The sequence below is a fragment of the Sphingobacterium sp. GQ94 genome (assembly GCF_059758715.1).
Window position 1 is genome coordinate 1 of record NZ_JCAXEC010000001.1, and the last position, 18,423, is coordinate 18,423.

At 41.7% G+C, this 18,423-nt stretch carries 14 protein-coding genes and 1 tRNA gene; 9 read left to right on the forward strand and 6 right to left on the reverse strand.

Features of this window, described 5'->3' with window-relative positions:
• Positions 1-87: 87 nt before the first annotated feature.
• Positions 88-162, reverse strand: a tRNA-Glu gene (locus AC6CHH_RS00005).
• 96 nt (positions 163-258) lie between these two features.
• Positions 259-1,533, reverse strand: a complete 1,275-nt coding sequence (purD, locus tag AC6CHH_RS00010) for a phosphoribosylamine--glycine ligase (RefSeq protein ID WP_498278414.1) — start codon at positions 1,531-1,533, stop codon at positions 259-261.
• A 104-nt stretch (positions 1,534-1,637) separates the two neighbouring features.
• Between purD and AC6CHH_RS00015 the strand changes: the two genes are divergently transcribed.
• The 7 genes from AC6CHH_RS00015 (at position 1,638) to AC6CHH_RS00045 (ending at position 10,476) form a co-directional block, all read left to right on the forward strand.
• Positions 1,638-4,310 (forward strand): TonB-dependent receptor plug domain-containing protein, encoded by a 2,673-nt coding sequence (locus AC6CHH_RS00015; protein WP_498278416.1) that lies wholly within the window; start codon positions 1,638-1,640, stop codon positions 4,308-4,310.
• 159 nt (positions 4,311-4,469) lie between these two features.
• Complete coding sequence (locus AC6CHH_RS00020) at positions 4,470-5,240, forward strand: enoyl-CoA hydratase/isomerase family protein (protein WP_498278418.1); 771 nt, start codon at positions 4,470-4,472, stop codon at positions 5,238-5,240.
• 1 nt (position 5,241) lies between these two features.
• The gene (locus AC6CHH_RS00025) at positions 5,242-6,114 is read left to right on the forward strand and encodes an SDR family oxidoreductase (RefSeq protein WP_498278420.1); all 873 of its coding nucleotides are present in this window, start codon (positions 5,242-5,244) and stop codon (positions 6,112-6,114) included.
• Positions 6,115-6,116: 2 nt separating this feature from the next.
• The gene (locus tag AC6CHH_RS00030; protein WP_498278422.1) at positions 6,117-6,773 is read left to right on the forward strand and encodes a hypothetical protein; all 657 of its coding nucleotides are present in this window, start codon (positions 6,117-6,119) and stop codon (positions 6,771-6,773) included.
• Between the two features lie 35 nt (positions 6,774-6,808).
• Positions 6,809-8,548 (forward strand): phospho-sugar mutase, encoded by a 1,740-nt coding sequence (locus tag AC6CHH_RS00035; RefSeq protein ID WP_498278424.1) that lies wholly within the window; start codon positions 6,809-6,811, stop codon positions 8,546-8,548.
• A complete protein-coding gene (locus tag AC6CHH_RS00040; protein WP_498278426.1) occupies positions 8,549-9,091 on the forward strand; it encodes an NUDIX hydrolase in 543 nt (180 codons plus the stop codon).
• 71 nt (positions 9,092-9,162) lie between these two features.
• Complete coding sequence (locus AC6CHH_RS00045; RefSeq protein ID WP_498278428.1) at positions 9,163-10,476, forward strand: nicotinamide mononucleotide adenylyltransferase; 1,314 nt, start codon at positions 9,163-9,165, stop codon at positions 10,474-10,476.
• 410 nt (positions 10,477-10,886) lie between these two features.
• On the opposite strand, the gene AC6CHH_RS00050 is transcribed toward AC6CHH_RS00045, so the two are convergent.
• The 3 genes from AC6CHH_RS00050 to gcvP all read right to left on the reverse strand — a co-directional run bounded on the left by AC6CHH_RS00050 (position 10,887) and on the right by gcvP (position 15,462).
• Positions 10,887-11,708 (reverse strand): N-acetylmuramoyl-L-alanine amidase, encoded by an 822-nt coding sequence (locus AC6CHH_RS00050; RefSeq protein WP_498278430.1) that lies wholly within the window; start codon positions 11,706-11,708, stop codon positions 10,887-10,889.
• 28 nt (positions 11,709-11,736) lie between these two features.
• Positions 11,737-12,489 carry a 3-keto-disaccharide hydrolase gene (locus AC6CHH_RS00055; protein ID WP_498278432.1) on the reverse strand — a complete coding sequence of 251 codons (753 nt, stop codon included), beginning with the start codon at positions 12,487-12,489 and terminating at the stop codon, positions 11,737-11,739.
• Between the two features lie 99 nt (positions 12,490-12,588).
• Complete coding sequence (gene gcvP / locus AC6CHH_RS00060; RefSeq protein ID WP_498278434.1) at positions 12,589-15,462, reverse strand: aminomethyl-transferring glycine dehydrogenase; 2,874 nt, start codon at positions 15,460-15,462, stop codon at positions 12,589-12,591.
• 477 nt (positions 15,463-15,939) lie between these two features.
• Between gcvP and AC6CHH_RS00065 the strand changes: the two genes are divergently transcribed.
• A complete protein-coding gene (locus tag AC6CHH_RS00065) occupies positions 15,940-16,854 on the forward strand; it encodes a dimethylarginine dimethylaminohydrolase family protein (RefSeq protein ID WP_498278436.1) in 915 nt (304 codons plus the stop codon).
• Positions 16,855-16,856: 2 nt separating this feature from the next.
• Complete coding sequence (gene ctlX / locus AC6CHH_RS00070) at positions 16,857-17,783, forward strand: citrulline utilization hydrolase CtlX (protein WP_498278438.1); 927 nt, start codon at positions 16,857-16,859, stop codon at positions 17,781-17,783.
• A gap of 37 nt (positions 17,784-17,820) precedes the next feature.
• Here ctlX and AC6CHH_RS00075 read toward each other — a convergent pair whose 3' ends face one another.
• Complete coding sequence (locus tag AC6CHH_RS00075) at positions 17,821-18,423, reverse strand: Crp/Fnr family transcriptional regulator (protein WP_498278440.1); 603 nt, start codon at positions 18,421-18,423, stop codon at positions 17,821-17,823.

Sequence of the window (18,423 nt, forward strand, 5' to 3'; positions counted from 1 at the left end):
AATTTCTGAACATTTTGACCTGCCGTAAAAACAAAAAAGCCTGCAAACGTTCAATTTGCAAGCTTTTGTATGTTTTGATCTTCGATCTGGTAGCCCGTAGGGGAATCGAACCCCTGTTACAAGAATGAAAATCTTGCGTCCTAACCCCTAGACGAACGGGCCTTTTGCTTTGGTGATGCAAATATAGCAGCTTTATGTATAGCTCCAAAATATTTTTACAAGCAAATCTATAACTCGCTGGATTTGAAAATATTATTTTTAAATCAAATCAAAACCAATGTCAGTTCTGAAGTATTTCCCCTCAAAAAACAACCTTCCAGCATCAGCAGTGGCTTGTTGAAGAGCAGAAAACAAATCATCTTCTAAAGCCGTAACTGCGAGAACTCGACCACCAGCTGTGACAACTTGTGAGCCTTCTACTTTGGTCCCAGCATGAAAAACAATGGATCGCTTTACATTTTCCAAATTAGAAATCTCCTTACCAACTTCATAATTTCCAGGATATCCACCAGAAACAATCATGACCGTTGCAGCCGTTTTTTCGCTAACCGTAAAAGAACGACTCGCTAAATCCTCATCGGCCACCCCTTGTAGTAAATCAACCAAATCAGATTCAATTCTGACCAAAACAGACTCGGTTTCAGGGTCACCCATTCGAACATTATATTCGATAACCAACGGTTCACCATCCACATTCATCAGACCGATAAAAATAAACCCTTTGTAAGGAATATTATCTTTTTTAAGGCCCTCAATAGTCGGAACAATAATTCTTTGCTCAACCTTGTCTAAAAACGCCTGATCCGCAAAAGGAACAGGTGAAACAGATCCCATACCTCCGGTATTCAAGCCTGTATCTGACTGACCAATGCGCTTGTAGTCCTTAGCAGAAGGCAATATTTTATAATCCTTACCATCGGTAAGAACAAACACAGAAAGCTCTATACCTTTTAAGAATTCTTCTACCACAACCACCTCACTTGCCTGACCGAACTTCGCCTCACTAATCATAGCCTTCAACTCCGATTTTGCCTCTTCGTAGGAATCCAAAATCAAAACACCTTTCCCTTGTGCTAGGCCATCAGCTTTCAGAACAATCGGCAAATTTTGAGTATCCAAATAAGCTAGACCTTCTTGTAAATTTGATTTATCAAAAGACTTAAAAGCAGCAGTTGGAATATTGTGGCGGATCATAAATTCTTTAGAAAAATCTTTAGACCCCTCGAGTTGAGCGCCTAGACTTTGGGGACCAATAACAGCGATAGATTTTAAGTCCTCATGAGCCAGAAAATAATCATGAATACCTTTTACCAAAGGCTCTTCTGGTCCAACCAGAATTATTTCTACATTATTGTTCAACGCAAATTCGCCAATTGCCTGAAAATCCGTAACCTTAAGTGATACGTTTTCACCATATTGGCCAGTCCCTGCGTTTCCAGGAGCGATAAACAATTTGCTTAGTTTAGGGCTTTGCGAGATTTTATAGGCAAAGGCAGACTCTCTACCTCCAGATCCGATAATAAGAATATTCATACCACAAAGATATTGAAGCAGATGAGAAAATCTTACCAAAAAAATTCTTTTATGAAAAATAAGGCATTTTTTCGTATAATTATAAAGAATTAACCATTTATATTATGAAAAAATATCTTTTGATGATATTGCTGCTTTGCTTTGGGGGAAGCACAAGCTCGCTCCGAGGTCAATCCTTGGAATCTATCCAAGATAAGTTAACGGAATATATTGCCGTAAATCCACAAGAAAAGCTGCATTTACATACCGATAAAAGCATATACGCTGCAGGTGAAACCATCTGGTATAAACTCTACTCAAGCATAGGAATGGAGAATAAGTTATCTATCCTTTCCAATATTGCCTACGTAGAATTATTAAATCCACAAGGTGAAATTGTCACTCAAAAAATAAACTCTTTGTTTACAGGCGTAGGAACTGGAGATATAGCCTTAACCGACACTTTGGTTGAGGGATCTTATCGCTTGAGAGCCTATACCAATTGGATGAGAAATTATGATTCAGACTATTATTTTGAAAAGGTGTTAAACATAGGAAATGTCCGCTCAGATAATGTGGTCAGTACATCCACAAAAATAACAGAAGACGGTGTTGATTATTACCTAATCAAGCTCGCCCAAATGGACGGAAATCCATGGCCAAAGAAGGCCACTATAAATTATCAGTTTCTCGAAGCAGAATCTGTAATTGATAAAGGAAGAGAAACCATGCAGCTCGATGGGCAGCTAAAGATAAAAGTAACCGAAAAAAATAAGGGGAAAAATTTAGCCTTACGCTTTGAAAATGTTGATGAATCCATTGTAAAGAAATTAATCGTTACCGAATCCTTCTTTTCACAAAACAGCATTCAAGTCTTCCCAGAAGGAGGGAACATTCTTCCAGATGAGGTGAACAAGATCGCATTTAAAGCCTTAAACCCTCAGGGTAGAGGTGTAAAAGCCTCCATCACGATTCTATCGTCCAAACAAGACACAGCTGGTAAAATTGAAACCAACGAGCTTGGTATGGGATCGGCGCCAATTTTTATTGCCCAAGGTGAAACCTATACTGTTCAAGCAAAATTTGCAGATAACTCAGAGGCCAAAATTGGTTTACCGCCAACGGCAAATAGCGGATATTCCATCAGCACAAACCAAAGCAGTCCGAGCAAAATCTATATTCAGGTGAACCAAACCCAGGATAAGATCAGCAATGACGATATATACCTGGTAGCACATCATCTAGGACAAGTTATCTACATTGCAAAACAAAAAGCGAGCAAAAAAAACAGCCTATTCACCATTCCAAAAGCAGAATTACCGAGCGGAATCTTTACGATTAGTATACTAAATACCAATTTCATCCCGGTAACCGAAAGAGCAATCTTTAACCTGAATCCCAATAGATTAATTAACCTAGATATCAAACAAAACAAAAGCAGTTTTTCAACCCGAGATAAAGTTGAAAACTCCTTAGAAATTCTAACCGAAGGAGATACCTTAAAAATCGCCGCCTTATCGGCATCGGTAATTAATTTAAAAAACTATCCAGAGCAATCCAATGAGCAAATCAACATCCTAAGCTCAATGTTTCTAAACGCCGATTTGAGAGGATTTGTTGAAAAACCAAGTTACTATTTTAACCAGGACGGAAGCGTCAAAACCGAAGAATTGGAGAATCTGTTGCTTACCCAAGGTTGGAGAAAAATCAATTTAGACCAACTTGATTCTTTGAATTTAAAACCAGAATTCGAGGCTGAAAAAGGTTTGAGCGTAAAAGGATATACCCGCAAAATAGGTAGAAAAGCAGCCTTTGAGAACGCAACCGTACAGCTGATATCCACCAATAATTTCATGAATTATTTGGATACCACCTCCAACAGTGAAGGCCGATTTATCTTCGATAAATTGATTTTTCCAGACAGTGTAAAGTTTTTAGTCTCCGCTCAGGATGCCAAAGGCAAAAAGAACATAGACATCACAACCGATCCCTTTATAAGTCCAGAGGTAAACTTTGCCAAGAACAATCCGCTGATTCAAAATGATTTGAACCAAACCCTGATGCAGCAGCTGATGGCAAGCAAAAGATTTCATGAGCAACTGGAAAATAAGGGGTTAATGGAAAAGATCACCAAAATAGAGGAAGTCGTGGTTCGCGCGGTCCGTTCTAAAGCCTCAGAAAGCTCGTCAAATTTAAACGGTCCGGGAAATGCAGATCAAATTCTCTCAGCCGAAGATTTATCCACCTGTTCAACCCTGGAAATGTGTTTGAATGGGCGACTTATGGGCGTCTATTTTCAAGGGGGAGTCCCGTATAACACGCGGGGAAATGTCCCTATGCAGATTGTTTTAGATGGAATGTATATTGAAGGAGATATGCTCTCCTCGGTAAACGTGACAGATGTTCAGAGCGTAGAAGTCTTAAGAAATGTGAATTACACCTCCATTTACGGCAGCTATGGTGCTGGTGGACTAATTGTCATTACCTCAAAAACAGGCAGGGATGCCAGAAACTCTAGATTCCAACCCAGAGGATTACTTTCCATCCAACCAAAAGGAGTTTCCTTAAGCCGGGAATTCTACAAACCGGTTTATGAGGCCGACTCGCAAAAACAATTTGAAACCGACTTAAGAGGTACCATTCACTGGGAACCAGGAATTGTTACAGACGCCCAAGGTAAAGCCTCCTTTTTCTTCTATACTTCTGATGAAGCAGGAACCTACCGGATGCTCATAGAGGGGATTGATTACGATGGTCGTTTGATTCATAAAGTCGTGGATTTCCAGGTAACGAAATAATCACGGCTCAGTTCATAGAAAAATAGCCTGAGTTTCTAACCTCCTTAGCGACTCAGGCATAGAAAATTAAGATAATTTAACGGCACTAAAACGGATAACTTTGGTGTATTGAATATTTTTTTGCGTAATTTTCACTACAAAAACAGATCAAAACACACCATGAGTTCATATTTCAAGACACAAGTAACCGATCATATTTGTTTTATACAATTGGATAGAGGAAAATCAAATGCGATGCACCTAGAGATGATTGAGCAACTCGATCAGTTACTAACTCTTCAAGAAAAAGACCCAGCAGTGGAGGCGATCGTCTTGGAAGGAAAAGAAGGATTTTTCAGCTCAGGTTTAGATTTAATCACGCTATTTCAGTATGATCAGGATCAGATGCGCGAATTTTGGGAAAAATTTATTACCCTCCTATACAATCTCGCCAAATTCCCTAAACCAACAATTGCAGCCATCACCGGACACAGTCCAGCTGGGGGATGTGTACTCGCATTATGCTGTGATCATCGGATCATGGTAGAAGGGGATTATATCATTGGATTAAACGAAGTTCCCGTTGGCATCGTCGTCCCTCACAGTATTTTTGCCCTATATAGTTTTTGGATCGGCAGCGCCAACGCGGCAAGATTCCTCTTGGAAGGAAAATTGCTCACACCTAAAGAAGCCTTAGAATACGGATTAGTAGACGAACTTGTTCCTTATAACCGCATTCAGACCGCAGCGATACGCAAAGCCAAACAGTACATGCAATACGACAGAAATGCATGGCAAGCGAGCAAGCTGAATATCCGTCAGTCCATTTTAGAAAACATAAAACAAACGAAAGGAGATGCCATTGAACAGGTTTTAAATCAATGGTGGGCGCCTTCAACCCGATCGATATTGAAAACGATCATCGAGAACCTGAGTGTAAAAAAATCATAATATGGCAATACAAGGAGCACTACAAGCAGACGCCTTAAAAGGTAAAACCGTTCTGGTAACAGGTGGGGGAACAGGGTTGGGAAAAGCCATGGCCAGCTACTTCTCAGAACTGGGCGCTAACCTGGTAATAAGCAGCAGGAAATTAGACGTATTGGAAGCAACCGCTAAGGAAATTAAGGAAAAAACAGGGAATCCGGTCCTGGCAATCTCCTGTGATATTCGCGATACCAAAGAAATCCAATCCTTAAGGGAAAAAGCCGAAAAGGAATTCGGAAGAGTGGACGTCTTGGTGAACAATGCCGCCGGTAATTTTATCTCACCCACTGAAAGACTATCCGCCAACGCTTTTTCAACGATCATAGACATCGTTTTAAAAGGAACCGTCAACTGCACCCTGGAATTTGGAAAAACATGGATCGCAAATAAACAACAGGCAAATGTATTAAACATCATTACCACCTATGCCTTTACAGGATCAGGATATGTTGTCCCCTCAGCGGTAGCAAAAGGCGGAGTATTAACCCTGACCCGCTCACTCGCCGTAGAATGGGGTAAATATGGAATACGTCACAATGCCATTGCACCAGGCCCATTTCCAACCAAAGGGGCATGGGACAGGCTGTTGCCAGGAGAGCTTGCCAAAAAATTCGATTTCAAAACCCGCGTCCCTCTAAAACGAGTTGGTGATCATCAAGAGCTCGCCAACTTGGCAGCCTTTATCATTTCCGATTATGCCGGTTACATCAATGGAGAAGTGATTACCATTGATGGAGGCGAATGGTTGCAAGGTGCCGGCCAACTGAGCGGGCTGGAAGCGATTCCCCCTGAAATGTGGAATACTATTGAAGAGTCGATCCGAACAAACAACAAATAACTATGATCAAAAATTACCTAATCATCCTTAGTGCCTGGATTCTAGTGTTGGGGTCCTGTACAAATTCGGCCAATAAACAAGCGCAAACAAATCAAGACAGTACGATTCGTAACCCCATCGATCAACCAGAAGAGGTTCAACAAATCTCAGAAATTATCACCCGGTTCGCCCGGGCGTATCTAAGTCAAGATAATAACAAAATAAATGCGCTAATTCACCCCCAGCATGGTATTGCAGTTATCTACAGACCAGGGGCAATGGATGAATTTCAGGTGGTTGATAGCTTAGATTTCGCAAACTCAATCCCGGATTCGTATCCCTATCCCAGCTTTAAGAATGACCATGTGTTGAGTTTTCAAAAACTTCCAACATACGACTGCGGTTCACAGAAATGGGACAAACAAGGTTTCTTCTGCGATACCAGTGCGAGCAGTATCTCCAATCAATTGCAAAGGATATACGAGTTTCAACAGGAATTTAACGAAACAAAATACTCCAGCGACATAAAACAACAAATTACAGCCTTACAAGACGGAAGTTTCCGCGTGGTATTAGCTCCAGATAAAGAGACCGAATGGCTCATATTTCATGTGAAACATTTTGATAACAGCTGGTATGTCACCATTTTAGATCGTGCATATGGAGACTGCAGTGCATAGCGGCAAAGAATAAAAAGAATAAACACAAAGACCTCATGGGGAATTTAGATAAACAAACACAAGCAAGAATAGATCAGTGGACTAGTGATGAATACGATCCACAGACTGTAGCTCAGGTTAAAAACCTAATAGATACCAATCAACAAACCGAGTTGTTAGACGCCTTTTACAAAGAACTAGAGTTCGGCACTGGGGGGCTTAGAGGCATCATGGGCGTGGGGTCCAATCGAATCAACAAATACACCGTCGGCAAAGCAACCCAAGGATTAGCAAACTATTTGATTGAATGTTTCCCCAAGGAACAAATCAGTGTTGCCGTGTCTTACGATAATCGAAATCAGTCCCAAAGCCTCGGGCATTTGGTTGCCGATGTGTTTTCGGCCAACGGGTTTCAGGTATACCTGTTCGAAGAATTGCGCCCAACACCCCTACTCTCCTACGCCGTGCGTCATTTCGGTTGCCAATCGGGGGTTATGCTTACCGCCTCACACAACCCAAAAGAATACAACGGTTACAAAGCTTACTGGAATGATGGTGGGCAATTAATTGCACCCCATGATAGCAATGTAATCGAAAAAGTCAATGCAATAAATTCCTTGAAAGACATAAAATTCGAAAGAATTGACGCGAATATCCATCTGATTAAAGAGGATTTTGATGCACTTTATATTCAAAGAAATTTAACGCTCAGTTTAGATCCGCAAGCTGTAAAGGCACAAAAGGACCTCAAGATCGTTTATTCCGCCATCCATGGTACCGGCATTACCTTGGCGCCAAAAATGCTAAAGGCATGGGGATTCCAGAACATAACCTTGGTCAAAGAACAATCGGTTCCCGATGGAGATTTCCCAACTGTAATTTATCCAAATCCTGAGGAAGAAGAGGCGATGTCGATGGCCTTAGCACAGGCAAAACAAATAGATGCAGAGGTTGTCATGGCAACAGATCCCGATGCGGACCGCGTTGGAGTGGCCATAAAATTACCTTCAGGAGAATTCCAGTTGATCAACGGAAATCAGATCGGAAGCTTGCTAACACACTATGTTCTCTCAAGAAAAAAAGCCTTAGGTGAGCTCCGGGAAAACCAGTACGTTGTGAAAACCATTGTCACCTCCAATCTCTTTGAATCCATCGCCAAAGCGCACGGCGTAAAATGTTATGAAACCCTAACCGGGTTTAAATTCATTGGCGAGGTGATCACCCGCTTGCAAGACAAAGAAGTCTATTTGGTCGGTGGAGAAGAGAGCTACGGATTCTTGGTGGGCGAGCTGGTACGCGATAAAGATGCCATTAATGCCTGTGCATTTATTGCAGAAATGACCGCGCATTATAAAACCCAGGGAAAAAGTATATACGATGTCTTAATCGAAATTTATCTCGAACACGGTTTCTACAAAGAAAAACTAATCTCCTTAACAAAAAAAGGAAAATCAGGAGCAGAAGAAATCAAACAGATGATGAGTGATCTTCGTTCGAATCTTCCAAAAACCCTCGGAGGAATTCCAGTAAAAGAAGTCCGCGATTACTTAAGACAAGAATCCACCGACATGCAAACCGATCGCAAAACTCCAATTGATCTCCCTGTGTCAGATGTTTTGCAATTCATCACTACCCAAGGAGACGTCATCTCAGCCAGGCCATCGGGCACCGAACCAAAAATAAAATTTTATTGTTCGGTAAAAGAAACGTTGTATTTCAGTTCCGATTACCCGGAGGTATCCAACAGGCTGGATGATAAGGTTCGAATGATGATGGCAGACATTGTAAAAGAATAAATGGAAAACTGGAACGTATTAGATTCAAAATACCTCGTTCAAAGGCCATGGGCAACTTTGAGAGTAGATCGACTTGAGATGCCCAATGGACATATCAAAGAGGAATATTATGTATTGGAATATCCCGATTGGGTCAACATGATCGGGATTACACAAGAAAATAAGCTGGTATTCATTCGCCAATACCGACATGGAGCGCAAAAAGTTTTACTTGAGCTCCCTGCCGGGGTCATTGAACAGGGAGAAACCCCAGAACAGGCTGCCAGGCGGGAGTTTCTGGAGGAGACCGGGTATGCATTCGATACCATCGAATACATCTGTAAACTACACCCGAATCCAGCAACAAGCTCAAACATAACCCACACCTATCTGCTCCAAGGAGGGCAAAAGGTGAGCGAGCAGCACCTGGATCCATCGGAAGATATTGAGGTTGTGTTGCTGGATATCGATCAAGCTAAAGCTCTTCTGTTTGAGAATAAAATCGGGCAATCTTTACATAGTTCTGCCCTATTCTACACCTTCAAAAAGTTAGGCTTGCTGTAGACTCGCCTAACTTAATTCTTTCACTCGCCGTTTCAACGCAATAATTAATGCTATTTTCGTACCTTTGCCACATGGCAAGAGAAATTTACGAAACCAAAAGGAAGGCACTCAAGATTAATCTGAATTCAGACATTTATGGCACATTTGCTGAAATTGGTGCGGGGCAGGAAGTTGCTCGGAATTTCTTTGAAGCAGGGGCCGCCTCTGGAACAATCGCTAAAACCATGTCCGCCTATGATATGGCCTTTAGTGATGCAATCTATGGGGTCGAGGATTCGGGAAGGTATGTAAGTCGTACCCGACTGACCAAGATGATCACCCATGAATTCCAACTCCTTACCGAGAGACTTCAAGGTGAAAAATATTGTTCAAAAAAATTCTTTGCTTTTGCCGATACCGTAACCACATTAAACTTTACAAAAACAAACGAACCACACGGTTGGATAGGAATACGTTTTCAAAATGAAGTATGTGGACCTACTAACGATATTATTATCCATGTTCGCCTATTAGATAGCGACAACAGATTGCAATCAAAGGTATTGGGCATATTGGGTGTAAACCTTGTCTTTGCAGCCTATTATTATGCACAAGACCCCAAAACAATGATCGAATCCTTGGTCGATAACCTATCGATTGGCTCGGTGGAAATTGATTTGGTAAAAGTATCAGGACCTATCTTTGAACAGGCCAATGAACGCCTTTTGAATCTATATTTAATTGCCAAAGGTTTTGCAAAAGCGGCCATCTTTAGACCGGACGGAAAAGCCGCTCAAATAAAAGATTACCTGTATAAAAAGAATATTATCATTCTTCGAACCAAATACCGCCAAAAATCGAATCCTAACTTTGACCTATTCAACCTGGCTGTCGAACAGTTTAGGAAGAATACGAAAGCCACAAAGGAAAACACCGTGGTTTTGATAGAAGTTTTGATGGGCAATGTGTTAGACGAAAAATCCAGCATCACCGATGAAGATTTACAATACTTCGCCGAGCGCGCAGAATATTTATGCGCTACTGGAAACAATATATTGGTGTCCAATTTCAGAAGGAACAACCATTTGGCGGAATTCGTACAAACCTTTAAGCCAAAACATGTCGGCATAGCAACCAACACATCCAATTTAAAAAACATCTTCAATTCGGGAAATTACAACAAAGAAAATTACACCAACGAACTTCTCTCTTACATCTCAGGGATGTTCAGTAAGAATGTAAAGCTATATGCTTATCCGTACTTAGAGCGAAAAAGTGAGCGCATCATAACCACCAAAAATCTACCCGTATCTGATGAAGCCAAACCGCTATTTGACTTCCTGATCCAAAACAAATACATCGTGGATATCGAAAATTACGATGAGAAATTTGTGAAATCGATATAAGATTTCCAGAACCGAGGTAGCATTACTGAAAATGGTATTAGTTAAAAATATTCGTAAATAAGGACCACTGATACGGATAATATCAAGGAAACAATTGATAAAACTATCTCGGTTTTCAAGTACCCCTTTTTAACACGTTTATCCTCAATCAACATCGCCTGTTTTATTCCTAATATTCTTTTGTATAGAACATATAAAAACAATGGAATGAATATTAAATACATAACAGACATACATAAGTCAATTTAGATTCGGTTACAGAACAAGCCTTGGATCATACGAAACCACTGCCACCAGGGGGCGCGCCCAAAAATCCTGGCATGCTCTTGCTACAGGCAAAAAAAAATTCGCAACAGCTTTCCCAGGACTACCACTCGATTAAACCAAGTCTCCGATCTTCTATACTATTTTTATAAGAAATTCTGGAGCACAGCATACAGAACCCGCAATTCATACTCCGATAAATCGCTACTAAGGGTACCTTGTTGAATATAATGGTTTTTAAACCCTTTGATCGCAACATCTAGGTTCTGAACATTGAAGCCAATAATGCGCAGGGCAAGCTTAGGATCAAATCCTACAGGAACCTCCGGAAGATTTTCCTGATACCAAAAACCGAAACCTTTATCCGCCAGAACCTTCCAAGGAAAATTCGCCGGGTCAATTTTTCTTCCTGGAGCATAATCCATATGTCCAATAAAATTTGCCTGAGGTATTTGGTAAGACTTTTTCAGGTAGTCCAAGAGCTGAAGCAAGGCATCGATCTGAACCTGTGGCCAAGGGTCTGTGGTACCATTATTATCCAGTTCAATCCCTATCGAAGAAGAGTTTAAATCCGTATCATTTCCCCAGCGACCGGCACCGGCGTGATGAGCACGAAAATAGTCGTTCACCATTTGCACGATCTTTCCATCCCTAGAGATTACATAGTGAGAGCTCACACCAACCTTTTGGTTGTGAAAGGTTTTCACGGTTTGATCCAGAGACTTCTGTGCGGTATGGTGAATCATCACATAATTTGGTTTTCGCAAGCCAAAGTTTGTTGAGGCAATCCATTCGCGTTGATTGGCCGCTATTTTTTCCACCTGATTTTCACTAGGATTTTCCTTATAAACCTTTGAAAGCTCTTTTGCCTTTTTATGATAAATTTTTTCAGTAGCCGCATATTTACCCCCTGCGCAGGAGGTGAAAAAACTGGCTATAACTACATACGTAAGAATTTTTCTATACATTTTTTAAACAATAACGATTTACAACTAATTAAAGGGCATCCACCACAAATTCAGCTCTTTCGATGCCATCCTCCAAATTAATAATCTGAAGATTTCTGAACTCCATTAAAGCCCCCTCGGCCTCAAGACAAAGATACCCTTTGCGCTTGGAAGCTAAGCGAATACTATTCACAAATTTACCATTGACGGCCAACTTCACCGTGCCATCGATACAAACCACCGTGTATTTATTCCATTGACCAACGCCCAGACATCTGTTCTCAAGAGACTTACTTCTTTCCCCCCTAGGATTATCTGGAACAGCAGTCATACCACCGGCTCCAAACAATTCCCCATGAACATAGGCTATAGGCTGTGTCTTACCATCTACGGCATGAATATTCACCCAATCAAGTTCCAACATTTGAACCTCCATGCCCATAGGAAGGCGAGATTTCGGATCCGCAACAGCATCGCACCAGACAAAAACACCCGAATTACCACCCTTTTCAAGATGTCTCCACTCCACGTGCATAATAAAATTTTCGTACATTTTCTCCGATCGGACCACACCAATCGGATTCCCTTTGTTCACCAGAACCTTCCCTTTTTTATGCCAAGTGGTATCCGAGGTATTCACATCAATCCAGGCAATAGGTGTGCCTTTCGAATTTCCCTGGAGTATACTTTGATCAAAACTTTTTTCAACGCCGAATTGAAATAATTTGTCTTGAGCGTAAGCGGTGCACGAAAAAAGAATGCATAAGACAGCGATCAGGATATGGTGTATGTTCATTTTCATTAACTATTGGCATTAAGTATACCCGAATATAAGAAATAAAAAAGCCTTTGCTAATCAAATCTTAGCAAAGGCTTGTATTATTGGTATGACCGTTAACGATTATACCTCAGCATATTCTTCGATTGCAGGACAAGAACAAATTAATGTCCGGTCTCCTTGCGAATCATTCACCCGGCCAACAGAAGGCCAGAATTTATTTACTTTCAAGTAGGCGATAGGGTAAGCAGCTGTTTGACGTGAATATGGTCTATCCCAAGCATCAGCAGTAACCACAGAGGCGGTATGAGGAGCATGCTTTAACACATTATCAGCCTGGTTTACCAGACCCGATTCCACCGCAGCAATTTCAGATCGAATAGCAATTAAAGCATCACAGAAACGATCAAGTTCAGGTTTAGATTCTGATTCTGTAGGTTCAATCATCAAGGTGCCTGCCACAGGGAAAGAAACTGTTGGCGCATGGAATCCATAATCCATCAATCGCTTGGCAATATCCCCGACCTCAATACCGACATTTTTAAACGAACGGCAATCCAAAATCATCTCATGTGCACAACGTCCATTTGAACCGGCATATAGAACCGGGTAATGTTGTTCCAGACGCGCCTTAATATAGTTCGCGTTTAAGATCGCTTTTTTAGTTGCGTTGGTTAAGCCATCTGGTCCCATCATCGCGATATAGGCATGCGAGATTACAAGAATCGAGGCTGAACCAAAAGGAGCTGCAGAAACTGCAGAAATACCATCTTCAGTAGAAACCTCTACCACCTCATGGTTAGGAAGGAAAGGAACCAGATGTTTTGCAACACCGATCGGACCCATACCCGGACCACCTCCACCGTGAGGAATACAGAACGTTTTGTGCAAGTTCAGGTGACACACATCAGCACCAATGTAGCCTGGGCTGGTTAAACCAACCTGAGCGTTCATGTTTGCTCCATCCATGTAAACCTGACCACCATGTTGGTGAATAATATCACAGATTTCAATGATTGGCTCCTCAAAGACGCCATGTGTTGAGGGATAAGTCACCATCAAAGAATTCAAATTTGCCGCATGCTGCTCAGCTTTCTCACGCAGATCCTCCACATCGATATTTCCACGTTCATCACATTTAACAACCACCACTTTTAATCCTGCCATCGAGGCAGAAGCTGGGTTTGTTCCATGAGCAGAGGCAGGAATCAAACAGATATTTCTTTCAAACTCACCACGACTATGGTGATAAGCACGAATAACCATTAAACCCGTATATTCACCCTGTGCTCCTGAATTCGGCTGAAAGGACATTTTTGCAAAACCTGTGATCTCACACAACCAATCATTTAACTCATTAATCAATTGCATATACCCTGAGGTTTGATCAGCTGGTGCAAATGGATGCAATCCGCCAAAACGAGCCCAGGTAACAGGAACCATTTCACTGGTTGCATTCAATTTCATTGTACATGATCCTAGCGGAATCATGGAATGACAAAGCGAAAGATCCTTTGTTTCCAAAGATTTGATATACCGAAGCATCTCACTCTCTGAGTGGTAGCTATTAAAAACAGGGTGGGTTAAATAGTCAGAACTACGTTCCAACTGCTCAGGGAAAGAGGGTTCCAGAGAATCGAGGAAATCTGTTAAATTAACCTCATTCACGGATTTACCGCTAATCTTAGCAAATACCTTCACAATTTTTTCAACATCTTGGAAAGTCGTCGTCTCATCGATTGAGATTCCAACAACCCCTTGTTGATAAAAAAAGTTTAATTCATGATTCAAAGCCTCCGATTTCAAATTACCAAGCTGCTCGCCAACATCAAAGCGAAGTGTATCAAAAAACGCTTGGTTGGTTTGGGTATATCCATAAGAGGAAATTGCCTTATTGGCCAATTTTGTTAAATCATTGATGCGGCTGGCTATTTGCTTAATGCCTTTTGGCCCATGATATACAGCATAGAAAGAGGCCATAATCGCTAAAAGGGCCTGCGCTGTACAAATATTTGAAGCAGCCTTGTCGCGGCGGATATGCTGCTCGCGGGTTTGCAGCGCCATGCGCAATGCATACTCTCCCTGGGAATCAGAAGTCACACCAATGATCCGTCCAGGAATATTTCTTTTATAGGCATCCTTGGTTGCAAAGAAAGCCGCATGAGGTCCACCAAAACCCATAGGAACACCAAATCGTTGGGAGTTACCAACCACTACGTCCGCTCCCCATTCTCCCGGAGGAGTCAGCAAAGCTAAAGCCAATAAGTCAGTAGCCACACAGATCGTAATGTTCTTATCGTGCGCGTAAGCCGCAAATTCCTTGTACGAATTCACCGAGCCATCCGCTGCCGGGAACTGGATAAAACTCGCAAAGACATCATCACTTAGATTTTCGACACCAATATCAGCAACACGTATTTCAATACCGAAAGGAACAGCTCTGGTCTGCAGCACATCTAACGTTTGCGGGTACACATTGGAGGTAACCAGAAAAACATTAGCCGCTTTATTTTTACGGGCGCTATACAACATAAACATCGCCTCAGCCGCCGCCGTTGCCTCGTCCAAAAGTGAAGCATTTGCGATTTCTAAACCCGTTAGGTCACAAACCATCGTTTGAAAATTCAGTAACGCTTGAAGACGACCCTGAGCAATTTCTGCCTGATAAGGCGTGTATTGCGTGTACCATCCTGGATTCTCGAAAACGTTTCGTTGAATGACCCCTGGAAGGATTACATCGTTATAACCCTGACCAATATACGATTTGAAGACTTTATTTTTCTCAGCAACCTGCGCAATCTTCTCGAGATAGGCTACCTCAGACAAGGCAGCAGGAAGTTTTAGCGTCTCCTTTTTACGAATTTGTGCGGGAACGGTTTGTTCGATAAGTTCATCCAAAGAATTAACGCCCAAAACGTTCAACATTTCCTCTACTTGACTAGAGCTGGGACCATTGTGGCGATCCTCAAATTTTTCTTGGTAATATACGTTACTCATTTTAAGTCCTATTTGTAACTTGAAGAATTGTTTAACTAACTGTTTTCCAATTTCTTTCAACGAAAATTCCGTTGTGAAATTTCAATTCGCAAAGATACGCTTTTTAAAGGAATATTTATACCCCTCCACTGGAGCAAGTACTTTTTTAATCCCATCAATCGATTGCACATATTTTTGAAGTATCACCAAAGAAAATTCAGCTAACTTACCAAAGATTTAAAAATTCAACGCTTTGCTTCCAATGCCGCAAAATACCTGTTCCCTTAAATAATTAACCAACCCCCTTCAGAAGCAGATCTGTATTAAAAAAACGATAAATAAATCATCGAATTTTTAAACAATCAGTACAATAAACCCCTATCCAAGCACAGGAATTGTAGAATTAATCGACTAAAAATTAATTATTTACAATAATTACAGCGCTTTGATTTAAAAGAAGAAACTTTGCTAAATTAGGCCTGAACCAAAATAAATGATATGCTCAAACTCCATATACAAAATGAAACGAGCCCCTTACGCACAGTGATCCTTGGCATAGCCGATAGCAACGGTCCCGTGCCAACCCCTCAGCAGGCCTATGACCCCAAGTCCCTGGAACATATTCGAAAAGGAACATACCCCAGAGAGTCCGAGATGGTCTATGAACTACAGCACTTTCAAAATGTATTGGAGCGTTATGGTGTACAGGTACTAAGACCCGATGAAATCGACGGATTAAACCAAATTTTTACCCGGGACATCGGCTTTGTTATCGACGACTATTTTATCAAATCAAACATCCTCCCCGACCGTTCTCAAGAATGGAATGCAATCCAGCGAATCGTGGATCAAATCGCTCCCCAGAAATTCATTCAGGCACCCAAAGAGGTCCATATTGAAGGCGGAGATGTGATTCTCTGGAAAGACCATATTTTCATTGGCACCTATTCCAAAGAAGACTATGCCCAGATCAACACCGCCAGAACCAATACAGCGGGCGTAGAATTTATTACCCAATTATTTCCTGAGAAAAAAGTGCGGGGATTTGATTTGATTAAATCCATGACCGATGCAACCTTAAACGCGCTGCATCTGGACTGTTGCTTCCAGCCACTGGGCGGGGACAAAGCCATCATCTACCCATCAGGCTTCATGAATCCGCAGGACTACCATTTCCTGAAAGACTTATTTGGTGCCCAAAACCTTTTTGAGATCACCGCACAAGAAATGTATGAAATGTTTTCAAACGTTTTCTCGATAAGCCCGAAAGTTGTCGTGAGTGAAAAAAGATTCACCAGATTAAACCACTGGCTGCTAGAAAATGGCTTCATCGTGGAGGAAATCCCCTACCATGAAATAGGAAAACAAGAAGGTCTGTTGCGCTGTTCCACGCTCCCTTTAATTCGAAATTAATCATGCAAATCACCGATACAATACTAATGGTCAGACCCTTTTCGTTCAGAAGGAACGAACAAACTGCCGTAAACAATTATTTCCAGGCCGAAACTCCCCAAACCAATCGGGCAGGCGAGCTCGCCTTAGCTGAATTTGACAACTACGTCCAGGTTTTGCAAAACGCAGGCATTAAGGTACTTCTGATTCAGGATGATGGTTCTCAGGATACGCCGGACAGCATCTTCCCCAATAACATAATCTCGTTTCATCAGAATGAAGCCATCTTTTACCCCGTATTTGCCGAAAACAGAAGAAGAGAAAGATCCCTGAATTACCTGGGGAAACTCGACCAAATGGGCTATTCCTTTGAAAAGATCATTGACTATAGCATCTTTGAGGACCAAAATCAATTTTTAGAAGGAACCGGAGCGATGATTTTAGATCGGGAAAATAAACTCGCCTACCTCAGTATATCCGAGCGGGCCAATGAACCTCTGTTTCAAGAATATTGCGAGCGGCAAGGATACCGGGGAATCAGCTTTCAGGCAAGCCAAAATATTGAAGGAAAATTTTATCCCATTTATCACACCAATGTGATGATGTCTATAGGGCGTAAATTCGCACTCATTTGCCTACAAAGCATACAGGATTCGGCCCAGAGAGAATTGGTAAAAAAAGAACTTCAAGAAAGCGGAAAAGAAATCATTGAAATAAGCACGGATCAGATGGATCATTTTGCCGGCAATATCCTGCAGGTAAAAAGTAGCAAGGACGACTCAGTCTATATATGCATGAGTGAACAAGCCTTGAAGTCTCTAAGGGAGGAACAGGTGCAACAGATACAAAAACATGGGAAGATCTTATCGGCCCCTTTGTATAGTATAGAGAAGTATGGCGGAGGAAGTGCGCGTTGCATGATGGCGGAGGTGTTTCATCAGGCCCCTTAAAGGACCTTAGGAGAAAAAGGAACAGCGGGAAAAAAATTTAAAAACTTTCTTTCGCAATCTCCCTTCTTACGCGGCTTAGACTCTCCGGAGTGATACCCAGATAAGAGGCGATCATCCATTGAGGAACCCGCAATAAAAGATCTGGATACAGCGCCATGAAATCCAAATACCGTTCCCTTGCGGTCATCGCAAGCAAAGAATTAATTCGCCTTTGAATAAAAAAGATATTACGTTGGAGGGATATTTCGGTAAAGGTAGAGACATCAGGCTTCAACCTGGCCGCCTCCAGCAAAAACTGGGGGTTCAGGAAAACCACCTTACTGGGTTCAATGGCCTTGATGTAATATTCAGAGGGTTCCCCGAAATACATGCTCGAGCGGTCCACAAGCAACCAGTTTTCAGGAGCAAACTGAAGGATATGCTCCCCTCCCTTGGAATCCAGGGAAAACAACTGAAGAATACCTTGCTCGACAAACAAAAAATGTTTACAGACCTCTCCCGCACGAAGCAAAATCTGGTTATGAGCGAGTTCTCTGAATTCAAAATACGGAGCCAATTTTTCAAAATCAGCAGACTCCAAATGGGTCTTTGTCGTGTAATATTTATAAAAGTTACTCTGAATCAACTCGCTTTCCGTCAT